The 14,406-nt window shown below is 50.1% G+C and carries 7 protein-coding genes; all 7 read right to left on the reverse strand.

All coding sequences use genetic code 11. The annotated features are described in order from the left end of the window. Positions 1-72: 72 nt before the first annotated feature. The 7 genes from KJS63_RS17290 to KJS63_RS17320 all read right to left on the reverse strand — a co-directional run bounded on the left by KJS63_RS17290 (position 73) and on the right by KJS63_RS17320 (position 14,400). Complete coding sequence (locus KJS63_RS17290) at positions 73-2,331, reverse strand: ATP-binding cassette domain-containing protein (protein ID WP_213620252.1); 2,259 nt, start codon at positions 2,329-2,331, stop codon at positions 73-75. Between the two features lie 259 nt (positions 2,332-2,590). After that, positions 2,591-3,292: a 4'-phosphopantetheinyl transferase family protein gene (locus tag KJS63_RS17295; protein ID WP_213620253.1), complete on the reverse strand. Its 702-nt coding sequence runs from the start codon at positions 3,290-3,292 to the stop codon at positions 2,591-2,593. A 136-nt stretch (positions 3,293-3,428) separates the two neighbouring features. Beyond that, complete coding sequence (locus tag KJS63_RS17300) at positions 3,429-4,913, reverse strand: amidase family protein (RefSeq protein ID WP_213620254.1); 1,485 nt, start codon at positions 4,911-4,913, stop codon at positions 3,429-3,431. Between the two features lie 45 nt (positions 4,914-4,958). Further along, positions 4,959-5,714 (reverse strand): N-acetyltransferase, encoded by a 756-nt coding sequence (locus KJS63_RS17305; RefSeq protein ID WP_213620255.1) that lies wholly within the window; start codon positions 5,712-5,714, stop codon positions 4,959-4,961. Positions 5,715-5,808: 94 nt separating this feature from the next. Continuing rightward, positions 5,809-6,576, reverse strand: coding sequence for a VOC family protein (locus KJS63_RS17310; RefSeq protein WP_213620256.1), 768 nt, complete (start codon positions 6,574-6,576; stop codon positions 5,809-5,811). A gap of 226 nt (positions 6,577-6,802) precedes the next feature. Then, the gene (locus tag KJS63_RS17315) at positions 6,803-7,690 is read right to left on the reverse strand and encodes a stalk domain-containing protein (RefSeq protein ID WP_213620257.1); all 888 of its coding nucleotides are present in this window, start codon (positions 7,688-7,690) and stop codon (positions 6,803-6,805) included. 56 nt (positions 7,691-7,746) lie between these two features. Continuing rightward, on the reverse strand, positions 7,747-14,400 hold the full coding sequence (locus KJS63_RS17320; RefSeq protein WP_213620258.1) for a non-ribosomal peptide synthetase: 6,654 nt from the start codon (positions 14,398-14,400) through the stop codon (positions 7,747-7,749). Positions 14,401-14,406: the final 6 nt, after the last annotated feature.

Raw genomic sequence — 14,406 nt, forward strand, 5'->3', positions numbered from 1 at the left:
TGGGTTCTTCTTGTTATAAGAAAATATCTGATTCTGTTTATTACACAAGAGTAGTTTTGTAGTTTTGATCGATTATTGCTTCAAGTATCTTCCCGTGATCGACTGCTCCGCATACATGATCTGAGGAGGCGTGCCCTCAAACACCACTTGGCCGCCCTTGCTGCCTCCATCCGGTCCCATATCAATGATCCAATCCGCTTGGCTGATTACATCGAGATTGTGCTCGATAACAATCACCGTATTGCCCGCATCCACAAGTCGGTTCATGATCTCCAGAAGGTGACCGATATCTGACATATGCAGGCCGGTCGTCGGCTCGTCCATCACATAGATGCTGCCCTTCTTATGCAGCTCGCTGGCCAGCTTGATGCGCTGGCATTCTCCTCCCGAAAGCGTGCTGAGCGGCTGGCCAAGGGTAATATAGTTCAGCCCAACATCGCTCATCGCCTGAAGCTTGCGCACAACCTCTTTTAACTGGAAAAAGTCCAATGCCTGTTCCACCGTCATCTCCAGCACTTCTGCAATCGACTTGCCGTTCAGCTTGTATGCAAGCACCTCTTCCTTGAACCGTTTACCTCCGCATACTTCACATGGCAGCTTCACACTGTCAAGGAAGGAAAGATCCGTATATACAACGCCCAGCCCTTGGCAGTTCTCGCAGGCCCCTTTGGAATTAAAGCTGAACAGTCCCTGGCTCACCTTGTTGGCAGAGGCAAACGCCTTGCGCACGTCATCCATTATTCCGGTATATGTTGCTGGATTCGAACGGGTGGATACGCCTACCGCCGATTGGTCGATGACGATTGCATCCGGATGCTGGCCGAGGAATACTTCGTTAATCAGGGTACTCTTGCCTGAGCCGGCGACACCCGTAACCACAGTCAGTACTCCGGTTGGAATATCTACCGTCACGTTCTGCAGGTTGTGAAGCGTGGCATTCTTAATGGGCAGCTTGCCGGATGGCTGCCTGCAATCCAGCTTCAATTGGAGCGGCCGCCTCATGTGGGTACCTGTCAATGTACCTGATTCCAACAGGCCTTCGAAGCTTCCTTCATACATAAGGGTACCGCCGCGCCTGCCGGCATGTGGTCCGACATCAACGATATGATCTGCAACTTTAATTACATCCGGGTCGTGCTCGACGACAATTACGGTATTGCCCTTGTCACGGAGCTTCTTGAGCAGCTCATTTAAACGGTGTACGTCACGGGGATGGAGGCCAACGCTGGGCTCATCGAAAATATAAGTGACATCTACCAGACTGCCGCTCAGGTGCTTCACCATTTTGACGCGCTGCGACTCGCCGCCGGACAAGGTATCTGTCTCGCGATCCAGCGTCAAGTAGTCAAGTCCGATATCCACCAAATGCTGCAATCGTTCAGTCAGCGACTTCACGATCGGCTCGGCAACAGCATCGTCAATCTCCCGAATAACGCGAATGAGCTGGCCTACCTCCAAGGAGGACATTTCGGCAATGTTGAGCCCATTGATTCTGCAGTTAAGTGCAGCCGGACTCAGTCTCGCACCATGGCAGCTGGGGCATGGACCCTCAGAGATATACGGCGCAACAGCTTTTTGGGTGCGCTCGGACTTCGTCTTGACATCCTGCTTAATGTACTTGTTGGTGAACTTCTCAATGACACCTTCTACTGTAATATTAATTGTCTTGCCGCCGAACTGTGTAGCCACTTTCCTCGCCTTGCTGTACAGCAGCTGTTCCAGTTCTTCCTCGGAATAATCACTAAGCTTCTTGTCGGGATCAAAAGGCCCCGACTGCACGGCCATCGTCCAATCCATACTGTCCACCGAATAGCCCGGCAGCAGGATTGCTCCTTCATTAAGCGACTTGGACATATCAAGCGCCTTGCTCATATCAACGGCAAGGCTGCGGCCAATTCCGTTACACTCGGGGCACATACCTAGCGGATCGTTAAACGAGAACATATGAGCTTGTCCAACATAGGGCTGCCCCACCCTTGAGAAGAGAAGACGAAGAATGGGCGAAATATCAGTAATTGTGCCCATCGTGGAATGGGAGCCTCCACCCAGCCGCTTCTGATCCACGATAACAGCCATACTCAGGTTCTCGATCGAATCTGTATCCGGCTGCGGATAGCGGGGCAGGAATGTGCGCACGAACATGCTGAAGTTCTCATTCAGCAAGCGCGTGGATTCAGCGGCGATCGTATCGAAGACGATCGATGACTTGCCAGAGCCGGATACCCCGGTGAAGATCGTGATCTTCCGCTTTGGAATGCGTAAGGATACGTTTTTGAGATTGTTTTCCCTCGCACCCGTGATGATTATGTATTCCTGATTAGATTCGCTCATGCTTCAAACATCCCTCCGATAGCGTTAATTTTGTTTATTCACATTGTAGCATTTCATTTAACGTAAAATACAATGACTTGTCAAACTGCCTGAACATGAAATTAAACCGGCTGCAAACGAGATGCAGCCGGTTTATGTTGGATGAGAAGCTGGAGTTTTTATGAAAAGATGCTTTAGTACAGAATGCGGGTTTATCCAATAACTTTCGAACTCAAACGTAATGTATTCGCATTCCAGAAACGAATTGAAGATTTTTAGTTTATTCATCATAAAATTGAAAAAGCTTGTGTTGAAATTCTGCTAGTGACAAGCAGTGTATTTGGTTGGGGATATGGTTATGGGCACTGCAAATCGCCAGTGCATACCCTGATAAGTCCTCGTAAACTCTAAAAAACCAATCTCCCCCATCTGTTAGAGTATTTAAAATAATTCGGTCTCCAGTAGGCACCAGCGAAAAACTGTCTAAAGGGATGGACAGCCCTTTCCCTACCGCTTTGATGTAACTTTCTTTAAGTGTCCAAATGTGATAAAAGCTCGTTAATCTCCGTTCCAGAGGTTGATCTGATATATATTGTATTTCGGCCGGGGCGAAGAAACGCTCGGCAATGTCCAAATCAATCGGTTTGATCTGCTCCACATCCAATCCGATTGGACATTCATCTACAGCAGCTATAACCCACTGGCCGGAATGAGAGATATTAAAATGAAGCTGGGGGTGGTTTTGCAGCCGGGGCTTGCCGAACTCATTATACTCAAACTGAATATGCTTTTCCTCCATCTTCCACGCTTCTCTCAGATGAATTCGAATAAGCATTTCGCCAAGGATCGATCGAATCTTGTCCTCGGCAAAATGCAGCTTGTTCACTTTCTGGGCTCTTTCCTCACTGATAAGCTCCATCATACGCCGATACCATTCGTTATTAATATCAAACTCTTCTATGTATACCGCAGCTATTTTCATTTGTGTTCCTTTCTGTTCTTAAAGGGGGCCCCGTCCCCAGCTGAGCTTGTCGGGAAATTAAAAAACTTAAGCTCAGCTATGAAGGAGCCTTATTCTATGTTTGAAAATAATAATATAGCATTGAAGGAAGGCGAGTCTATACGGTTGCAGCACGATAAGGCGCCGGGGGAGCAAATCCGCCGGTAATTTCTTCACATATTTCCGCAAAGTCTATCGTTTTATGATCCTGAAATTGTCCCGACACAATCTGAATTCCGCAGGGCATATCTCCTTCCTGATGCTGAAGGGGCATAACCGTTGAAGGCAACCCGAGCACGGTAGCCAGTACGTTCCAAATCAAATGTTCATTGTATCCGACTGCTTTGCCGTTCACATCCAGGCTTCTTCTATGTACGGCCATCTGCATATGCGGAATAGCAAGCACCGGGCTCACCGGCATCAGCAGCACATCGTATTCCTCAAATAGAGCGGCGAACTTCTGATGGTATTCCTGCCGCAATTGATCTGTCTGCCGCTGCTCGGCCGGACCGTCATTCATAGCAGCATAATATCTATCAAGCCCCTCCGGGAAGGCGGAGGTGAATGCTTTGGACATTCGCAGCCCAAGGGAAGCAAGACTGGCCACCATCCGCTGCCGTGCATTAAATGAGGTTCCTACCAATCTGGCGGACAGCTGTATTGCAAGCTCAAACAGCTCTTCGATACGAATATCCGCCGGCATCCCGTGATGAACCTCGATCCCTGATTTCTGGGACAATTTGGCGGTAAAATCTTCGTATCTGCGCATGATGGATGCATCCAGCTCATGAGCTGTATCTCCAAACCAGGTGAGCACTTTGATTTTGTTTTTGCTGATTAACGTATTCGAAGTAAAATCAGGCTGGGCTGGCACCTCAAGCCATGGATCATATAACACTTTCATCATTAAGCGTAAGTCGGCGGCAGAGCGGGCCAGGGGCCCTGCTGCTGACAAATCCGGTTCGCTCGGATCATCAGGTGGGTTGCCAGGGACGTGACCTCTAACCGACATGCCCCCAAGACTGCAGCGATGGGCATATACCCCGGTATAATGGGCTGGGATGCGAAGGCAGCCTATCAAATCACTCCCGAATTCCACCGGGGTGAAGTCTGCGGCCAGTGCAGCCGCGCTGCCTCCAGATGAACCTCCTGGGCTCAAGCTCAAATCCCACGGGTTGTTGGTCGTTCCGTAGATGTCATTATACGTCTGCCAGTCCGACGTCATGGTTGGCACATTGGTTTTCCCCATAATGATGACACCCGCATTAAGCAGACTTTGCACGGTTGGAGCATTGCCCTGCGCAACATTGCTGCGCAAATGTTTGGCTCCGGAGGTTGTCAATAATCCTTTGACGTTAAAAGACTCTTTGATTGTCATAGGGAGCCCGTGCAAAGGCCCGCGGATTGTGCCAGCCTCCCGTTCAAGATCCGCCAGCTCTGCCTGCTGTAATGCGGCTTCTCTCTGCTGCTGAATGACTGCATTTATTTCGGGATTAAAACGATCTATGCGCGTGAAATAATACTCCACGAGCTGCTTGGACGTCACTTGCCCTTCGCCCAATTGGCGAATTAGCTCCGAAGCGGTCTGATAAACCCATTCCATATGATCTCCTCCCTCGATCTTACTAGATGGCACCCTGATTTGGAATTACGTACATTTCTCAAGCAGCTTCTCGAATTTTCCGGCGCTCATAATTTCATGTGTCACAAATTCCCCGTTATAAAACAAGCTGAACGTCGTCCAAATCGCGGGTGATTGCTGTGCCTCTTCCAATCGGGTGATCCGGTGCGTCTGAAAAGGAATCCCTCTCCCCTGTGCCACTTTACGCAAGTCATCCAGTACACCTACGGCAAATGGGCATTGGGCAGTGTAATAGATATAGATGCCTTGGTTGGAGCCCGGTTTGGTATGAACCGGTTTCATAAAAGCGGGCTTAGCCGCATGATCATTCCATTTCAGAGCCATCAGCTCGAAATAAGGATCAGCCTGATCCGCTACCGTAAACCCCATATGTTCAAGATAACGCTTGTCACTGAGATAAGGCATTTTCTTACTACTCGACAAATGAACAATTCCGTCCATCCCCTGCTCTTTGGCATCTTGAATGCATTGCTCCAGCAGATTTTTACTATGACCGTTTTCCTTATGCCGTCCTGAAACCCAGAGGCAATCAATGTACATATAGTTAGGGGCATCGATGGGAACCCAAGCTTTCTCTGCGGGCAAATACTCGATGAATACCTTGGCCCGGTCATTGAGGCGATAGAATTTGAGCCCATCATCCATGCGTTCACGGAGCCATTGCTTTTTTTCACGTACCGCTTCTTCATATTGCTTGGCACCCAGTGCACAACAAATATGTTCTGTGCTGATGTTGTCTTTCGTAATCTGCAAATAAGACATGATTCACGCATCGTCCTTTCGGTCTTGTTCATGTAAAAACATCTGGGAAGCCGGCTGCAGCTAAAGGCTTGCAGCCAACTTCCCAAGTTATCATTTATTCTTGGAATCCGCTTTGCACAGAGAAGAAAGCCCCTTGAGGGTCGCGAATCGCAGCAAATCTTCCTGAGCCTGGCACCGTGTACGGGGGCACAATGATTTCCGCTCCCAGCTCCTGCGCCTTTTGTACTGAACTGTCACAATCGGGAACCTTAAAATAAATGCTCCAATAGCTGCCCGCGCTTCCTGCTTCGGGTGAAATCTGATTCATTCCGGCCGCATACTTATCTCCGGCCCGGAACTGAAGATAAGGCCCGGTAGGCGTTCGGACTTCCTCTTTGGTCCAACCCAGCAGCCCCGTATAAAAGTCAGCTGCAGCTGACAAGTCGGTGGTGCTCAGCTCATGCCAGTCCATACTGTATGGAGCATGAATCAGCCCTGCTCCGCGATGCTCACCCGCCTCCCAAAGTGCGACTGTAGCGCCTGTCGGATCGCGGAAAGCGCACATGCTTCCTTTGTCGTCCACACCCCTTGGAGCAATCAGCATCTCGGCACCGAGTTCTTCTGCTCTCTTGCTGGACACCTCAATATTGTTGACGGCAATATAACAGCCCCAATAGGAAGGGATCGCTGTTTCGCCAAGGCCATACATCGCTGCAATGTCCTGATTGTCGTATTGAAAGACCGTATAAGTTTGATTGTGTCCAAACACAGATTCCTGGACCGTCCATGGGAACAGCTTGGAATAGAATTTTCCCGATTCTTCAGGATTCGTACTGCCCAATTCTGCCCAGCAAAATAATCCTTCTGTATAAGATTGATCCATAATGTGCATAACCTCCTTCAATGAATAATATAAAATATGAACTTATGAAGGTTACCCTTTTGGGACGCTGCGATGTCGAGTGTTCTTACGACCGCTGTTGTCTCCGAAATGCTTGAACTAGTTATTCAGTGGGACATTTCGGAGACAAAGGCGGACGCTCCGCTTCTTCAGAATCACTCGGCCTCTCCGCTGAGATCGGTTAATCTTTAAAGTTCATTTTATAAAGTTAATTTTTCAATTGAAGCTGGATTTCCGTCACCTGCTTACGGTAGTCTTTCAGATCCTCCTGCACATAAATCTCTCTGGATGGAGAGAGAATTTTAACACCTGTATTTTTCGCGTATTCCTCGATTTGCGCCCAGACGTTGGCCAGCGTATCTGGGGTTCCTTGATGAACAACGGATAAGAAATATCCGCCTTCGAGAATTTTGAACGTAACCGGGAGCTGTTTGCCCTTGTATTCTATGGATGCCCCTTCGACAGATTTGCTTACAGGAATACAAATTTCGGTATCATGTCCTTTTTCATAGTTTTGTTCATAGTACAAACTAAAGCCTCTAGCATTCACGAGATCTTTAACTTCATGATCCAGTTTCTCGTATACGCCTGATATTTCTTCATATTGTCCACGGAAACGTACGCTCGCGACCAAGACAGGCATAACATATTTCTTCACCACCGTGAACTCGGGATTGAGTTCAATGGAACGCTTGGCTTTAGACCAATTGACCTTTAATCCGATCTCTTGCAAAGCCTGGATAGGAACAAGCACTGTGGATTGCTTGATCTGCGGCGCGGAATCCAGGTTCAAGGTTCTTTCGTTCACCTTCATCACTTTGCTTCCAATGACAAGGATGGCGGTACGGGCAAATGTTGTAATGGTGAGCTGCTGGGAATTCCCCTTTTTCTCGAACTTCACGTTTGCTCCAAATTCCTCAGCAACAGGCCGGATGGGTACCAGGACCGTTTTATCCTTGGCAAAAGGCTGTACCCCGGTAAATTTAACAGTTTTACCGTGCCATTTAACCGTGATCGGAGCTGAGGCTGCCCCTGCTTGTACTACAGGAGATGCAATCAAGATAACCAATAACATCAGGACCAGTTTCTTAAACATAGTACCCCTCCAAATTTTTATCATATTGGGTTATAGCTTCCTCTCAACAACCAAGCTTATCTTGATGAGCCCCTCTTTCCAGCAAACTGCTGCATGGCGCTTCTTCGCGAGTTCGCACGCTCCGCCTCAGCCTCCTGCCGTTCATTCCCTTGTTCCCCGTCTGCATCTTGATACAGAAACTCCGTCAAGTCCTTGATGGTTGTATACCGGAACAACTCGACCATCGTCAGGCGGGACCCATATTTGCTTTGGAGCTCGCGGTATACAGCTACCATAGATACCGAGTCGCCCCCAAGATCAAAGAAATTATCATGAATGCTGATTTCATTTCTATCAAGCGCCTGTCTCCATGCCTCAATAATGTCCGATTGAATCACAAGCATTCCAGGAAGCTGTTCCTCCTCGGATGGAACTGGTGTTGTCTCAGGCGCTTCCGGTTCGGATGCAGCCGACGATGCAATCGCTTTACGGTCTACTTTTCCATTTGGGGTTAACGGGAATGTCTCCAGCTCAACCACGTCTGCCGGAATCATATAAGCAGGCAGCCGTTCCTTCAAATACGCCGTCACGGCTTTCCCTATATCGGGTTTGCTCACCTTATGCTCACCCTTGCTCGAAGAATACAAATTCATCTCCTCGACTTGCCCTTCCAGAGTCATCTGGCTTGGCTCAATTCCTCCTCCGAGCAGGCAGTGCAGATACACGTCGCTTGCGCGCAGACGGAACAGCGGACGAATCATATCAAACCCCAATGTGCCCATCTGGCTTAGACCAATTCCGTGTTCCGGGCCCTTCTCTTCCAAAAGCTGTGATATAATCCCGGCCTCCATCATCGCATAGCCAAGCCCTTCCTTCTCCCCATACATAGGGGCGATGGCCTCCATGCTTCCGATCAGGAATACGCTAAATGCCGAAGCATCAAAGATGGGGCGGTTCGCCGGAGAGTGGATGAAATGATCCATTTGCGGATTTTCTTCCATCAGAACAAGCTGGTGCTGCCGCCGGTCGTAGTAATAGAGCCCGCATGGCAGGGATTCCACCGCATTTGGCTTCAGATAGAAATAAACCTGAACCGGATACAACCCTCCCGCGGAACCGTACTGAAATTTAGGGAATGGCAGTCCCTCAAATGTGCGTCCTGCCAAGTGGGCCACAAATTTGCCAAAACTCTCATGCGGGATAGGCTCGCTCTTGAATTGACGGTAGCTGCGCCGACGTAGATAAGGAGCGATCGATTGCTCCGGGTCATCTGAGCTGTACAGACGGTAGCGGCTTCCCCCGAGATCTTTGCGTAGAGCGGGTTCGCTTAATTTGAACACCATGCGTTCTACTGAGTCCGTAATCAGCTCTTCTCCTTCCAGTCCAGCCACTCCATAGGCTTGTTCGCGATCCACCTTCACATAGGCGGATAAGCGTTTGCGGTCTCCTTCCCCCCGGGCGACAACCACCGCATCCTGTACAAAAGGATGGGCTTTTAATGAGGCCTCAATTTCACCAAGTTCTATCCGGTGTCCCCTGACTTTGATCTGCAGATCATCCCGGCCCAAAAACTCGATATTTCCGTCCTTGGCATACCGTCCCTTGTCCCCGGTTCGATATAGTCTTTCACTCGTGAGCGGGTGGCGGATAAAGCGTTCCTTCGTCCGTGCCTCATCCTTCCAGTAGCCCATGGCTACGCCCATACCGCCGATCCACAGTTCTCCGCACACGCCAACGGGGCACTCCTCCATTCGTTCATTCAGGACGTATACCCTCTGACTCTGAAGGGATTTGCCATAAGGAATGCTGGACCATTCCGGGTGAACAAGTTCAACCGGATAATAGATGGACCAGATGGAGGCTTCTGTAGCACCGCCCAGCGAAATGATATGTGTACGCTCATTCAGCCGTTGGATTGCGTCCGGCAAGCCGAGCGGAATCCAGTCGCCGCTCAGCAGAACCAGCCGTAACGGGCTAAGAGGCGCGGTGTCCATATCCTTGCAATATTCAGTGAGCATATTCATCAGGGCAGGAACCGTATTCCATACAGTAACCCCTGTCTTGGCCATCAATTCCAGCCAATGTGAAGGATCTTTAAGACGATCCTTATCTGGCAGCACAATCGCGCCACCAGCCGACAGCATGCCAAAAATGTCAAACACGGACAAATCAAAGCTTAAGGAAGATAAGCTCAACATGACATCGTCACGCCCGATTCCAAATTTATGAATCATCGCTTCGATGGTATTGACTGCTCCGCGGTGATCAATCATAACTCCCTTAGGTACCCCGGTGCTGCCAGAGGTATAGATAATATAGGCGAGCCGCGTTTCGGCTTCGTTGTCTATCTCTCCATAAGCTCCTTCAGGAACACATCCGGTAGTTAAAGGAACTGTCTGCAGATTTGGCCATTCTGCCTGGTTGGTGTCCGGTTGTACAACGGCGGCCCTAACTTCGCCCAAGCGAAGCAGCTCTGCAATTCTGGCTGGTGGAAGGGATGCATCAACCGGTAAATAAGCAGCTTTGGCTTTCAAGATGCCGATAACGGCCGCTACCTGCTCCCATCCCTTAGTCATCACAACAGCTACAGGTTCCCCCGGTTTGACCCCTAAGCCCAAGAGCTTGCCGGCTACATAGTTGGCATAATCATTCAGCTCGGCATAGGTCAGCTCGCGTTCCGGTGTGAGAATCGCAACCGCCTGCGGTCGGGTTTGGACATGGCCGTGATAGCAGCTAAGCAGTGAGCTTGGCCGTTTGGCCGTTTCGGAAGGGCTGTCCGCATCGTGGTAGGCATTAACCTTACTCAGCTGCTCACGGTGAGGTAAATATGCAGCGGCCCGATCACTGAGCGGAAGCGGCAGATTCCATACCTCATCTGATGTCGCAAGCAGCTCTAGTAGAAGGCAATATGCAGCAAACATCTCATCCAGCATTCCCTGCGGAAACAGCTCTTCCACAGCATCCCAGTTGAGATGCAGCTCACCGCCTCGTTCCATGACCTGATGATCCAACCAAACCTGCGGAGTCTGGGATACACTGTATCGTTCCTCCTGGTTGGCGGCGGGAGCAGATGCGAGAGCAGAAGCTACTTCTTCCTGAGAGTTATCGCCCTGATTGAGAATACTTGTGAAAATGATCGGCACGATAGCTTTGGACGGCTCTTTGCTTCTTGCGAGCAGTTCACGGGTTACCCGGACACCGCTGAAATATCGGTGATCCATATCCCGAAGAAGCTGCTGCTGATGACGAATCGCTCTTTGAATGAACGGGGCCAACTGCCGATTGTCGATCTCAAGCAATGTAAGTGACGTGAAATCCCCGATCACCTCGGTTACTTCCGGATGAAGGGGCAGCCGGTTGAACAAAGTCAAGTTCAGAGAGAAATGCGATTTACGGCTCCAGGTGGTGATAATCTCGGCAAAAGCCGACAGGAGAATGACCGTTGGTGTAATTCCATGGCCTTCGGCCCGCTTTTTCAATTGCTGCCAGTGAGCCTGGGTTAGCGTATGCCGTCTTCTTCTGAATTCCGGCTTCTCAATCTGTGCCGGGTCTTTCACAAGCTCAAGCTGAGGTCCCATTGGCAAGTCAGGAAGACGCTCCAGCCAATAAGCCTCGGACCGGCGGAACAAGTCGGTGTGCTCGATCTGCTCACATGCCAGTACATAATCTCTGAACGATAACTCAAGGGGCCGCAAATCAGTAGAGGGATTAAGATAAGCCGTTGAGATATCCCGAATCAGCAGTTCCAGGCTCCATGCATCGGCGATGAGCAGGTCCACACTGATGTGAAGCCGGACCATACCCCCTGGGAGAGCCGTCGCCCTGATATCAAATAATGGCCAATTGTAACAGTCTATCATCTGATGCGACATTTCTTCCCGCAGGGACTCTATATGGCTGATCTTAACCTCCTCTGAAGCCAGCCGCATATCATAGTTCCGAACCCGGTATTTAGGAACTATAGGCAGAATCTGCTGTTGCCCGTTCGGAAGCATCACAGCTCTCAGCATTTCGTGGCGTTCAACCATTTGATTGATAACCATCTCAAACTTTGCGATATCCAGATCGGGCATGTCGTTTTCGAAATACATATGGGTTGAGACATTCCCCAAATCTAGGTCTGCCGAACGTCCGATCCAGTAGGCTTTCTGCACATCAGTGAGAGGAAACGGATCAAATCTTTCGGCGAGCTTGTTCTCGACTTCCGGAAGATCCGTGTACAATCCCAGTCCAGTTTTGACCTGGTGCTCAACCAGGACGGCAAGCTCCTCGACAGTTGGATGATCGAAAAATTGCTGCATTGTAATCTCTGTGCCTAGCGTTTTGTTAAGCATAAATAGAATCTGAGTGGCCAGCAGAGAATGTCCTCCAAGCTCAAAGAACGTTTCCCCCAAATGGGTAATTTCAACTCCAAGCGAGCTCTCCCAAACGTTTTTGATATATTCCCGGTAATCCTTTACGTCTTGCTGTGAGAGACCCGTACTCTTCGTAGAATCCTTACTTGAACTTAGAGGCCCAATCCAATAGGTCTCGCGCTCAAACGGGTATGTCGGCAGCTGCAGCTTAGATCTTGGCTCATGAGCATAATAGCTCCGCCAATCCGGACAGATGCCAGCGACCCAAAGGATGGCCAGCTGTGTATGCACCCAACCCGGCCCATCCTCCGATAAATCAGCTAATTTGCCAGAACCATTTGTTTCCGGGCAGCCAAATTCGAGCACAAAGCCCGGTTCAATGCTGGAAGGGCTGATCTGCAAAGGCTGATCTTCGTCATGTTCCCCCGACTGAATCAACTGCTCCAGGACGCGGGGAATGCTGTTTCTTCCGCTAAGCGACTGGGCTGCCCAATAGCCAACTCCCTCTCCGGACATGCCTGACGGTTCGATCCCCCATTCTATAAACAGGCGGGCGAGTGCGGTCTGGATTCCCCAGGAGGTCAGTTTTTCAGTTAACGGTGTGTTTACAGCATGACCTGATTGGATGGCGGCCTTGAGATCAAAAGGATACTTCTCTCGAATCACAAGGGAGAGGTCCCCAATAATTTGCCGAAACTTAGGACTATGCCCATATAAATCCGCTGCCGCTTTCATGGACAGACCAGGCATGGATGAGAAATGAAAGCTTACCTTCTCCTTCGATGCCGGGCCGCGCTTGGCTGCATGATCCAGATTCATAGTGCGAAGCTGCTGCTGCAAATTCTCCTTGTCCCGGAAAACAATCGCAGCCCGATAGTCAAATACAGCCCGGCCAGTTTTTAGTGTGTAAGCAAGGTCCTTGAGATTTGCTCCGGGATAATCCTCTAAATACCGGTCCAGGTTAGTGCACATCCGGCTCAATGCCTGTCGTGTTTTAGCGGATATCACCAGAAGCTCGCAGTCCGCTTTATCGTTCTCCTCCACCAGCATCTGAGGCTGTGGCGCTTCAGCAAGGACAATATGTGCGTTGATCCCGCCAAGGCCAAACGAGCTTACACCGGCGATTCGTCCGTAGTCGCCCGCATCCCAATCGCTGAGCATGTTGTTCACGTAAAATGGACAACCCGGCTCCTCCAATCTGGGATTTGGAGTTTCGAAATGAAGACTGGCCGGGATCTGACGGTGTTTCAACGCCAACACGGTTTTGATCAGCCCGGCCATCCCGGACGCCATCTCAACATGGCCCACATTGGTCTTGGCAGAACCAATTGCGCAGAATTGAGTCTTCTGTACAGAAGCGAAGGCCCGGGATAAGGCTTCAAGCTCAATATCATCTCCCAGCGGCGTGCCGCTTCCATGAGCTTCGATATAGGAGATAGCCTGAGGAGGAATCTGCGCGATATTTAGCGCTTCGGAAATGACGGCTGCTTGACCGTCAACTCCTGGAGCGGCATAACCAATTCGATTCGCGCCGTCACTGTTTATAGCCGAGCCCTTAATGACCGCATGAATGGTATCCCTGTCCCGCAGGGCGTCTTCCAGCCGTTTCAGCACGACTATGCCCAGACCATTGCTGTACACCGTCCCTGTAGCCTCAGTATCAAATGCTTTGAGAAGACCGTCCGAGGAGGTTAATCCACCTTGCTGATGAACATACCCTGGTACTTGAGGGTATTTAATAGTTACTCCCCCTGCCAGAGCCATATCGCATTGTCCGCTTAACAGACTTTCACAGGCAAGATGAGTGGCCACCAGGGAAGTCGAACAGGAGGTTTGAACCGCGACGACAGGCCCCCGGATATTCAGCCTGTAAGCAACCTGACTGGTCATATGGTCCTTATCGTTGCCAATCATAAGCTGCAGATCACTGACCGCCTCTTCCTTATCCCGGGCCCCGAGCAGATGATTAATCAAATATGTGCTGGAGCTTACGCCTGCAAACAATCCCATTAATCCGTCATATTCAAGTGCATTGTACCCCGCCTTCTCAACCGCTTCCCAGGCGCTTTCCAGGAACAGCCGATGCTGAGGGTCCATAATTTCCGCTTCCTTCGCCGTCACCTTAAAGAAAGAGGCATCAAAGCGGGCTGTGTTCTCAAGCGCAGTATTTACACGGATAGGCGAGGAGCCGGAGAGCCGGCTCAGCGGCTCTACTCCGGGATCATCAGATGCCGTAGGCTCAAGCTGAAGTGCATCCACTCCCCTGGCGAGGAGCTCCCAATATTGCTCGACAGATTCTACTCCTGGAAATCGGCACACCATACTGATGATGGCAATGTCATTACTTACATCGTGCTCAGCTTGTAAGTTGCTCAATTTATC

Source organism: Paenibacillus sp. J22TS3, assembly GCF_018403205.1.
In the GTDB taxonomy this organism is placed as follows: Bacteria; Bacillota; Bacilli; order Paenibacillales; family Paenibacillaceae; genus Fontibacillus; species Fontibacillus tuaregi.

What these genes read in the sequence shown, in the direction of transcription:
- KJS63_RS17290 (WP_213620252.1), bottom strand. Translation starts at nt 2,331, where the DNA reads ATGAGCGAATCTAATCAGGAATACATAATCATCACGGGTGCGAGGGAA.
- KJS63_RS17305 (WP_213620255.1), bottom strand. Translation starts at nt 5,714, where the DNA reads ATGTCTTATTTGCAGATTACGAAAGACAACATCAGCACAGAACATATT.
- KJS63_RS17310 (WP_213620256.1), bottom strand. Translation starts at nt 6,576, where the DNA reads ATGGATCAATCTTATACAGAAGGATTATTTTGCTGGGCAGAATTGGGC.
- KJS63_RS17295 (WP_213620253.1), bottom strand. Translation starts at nt 3,292, where the DNA reads ATGAAAATAGCTGCGGTATACATAGAAGAGTTTGATATTAATAACGAA.
- KJS63_RS17315 (WP_213620257.1), bottom strand. Translation starts at nt 7,690, where the DNA reads ATGTTTAAGAAACTGGTCCTGATGTTATTGGTTATCTTGATTGCATCT.
- KJS63_RS17300 (WP_213620254.1), bottom strand. Translation starts at nt 4,913, where the DNA reads ATGGAATGGGTTTATCAGACCGCTTCGGAGCTAATTCGCCAATTGGGC.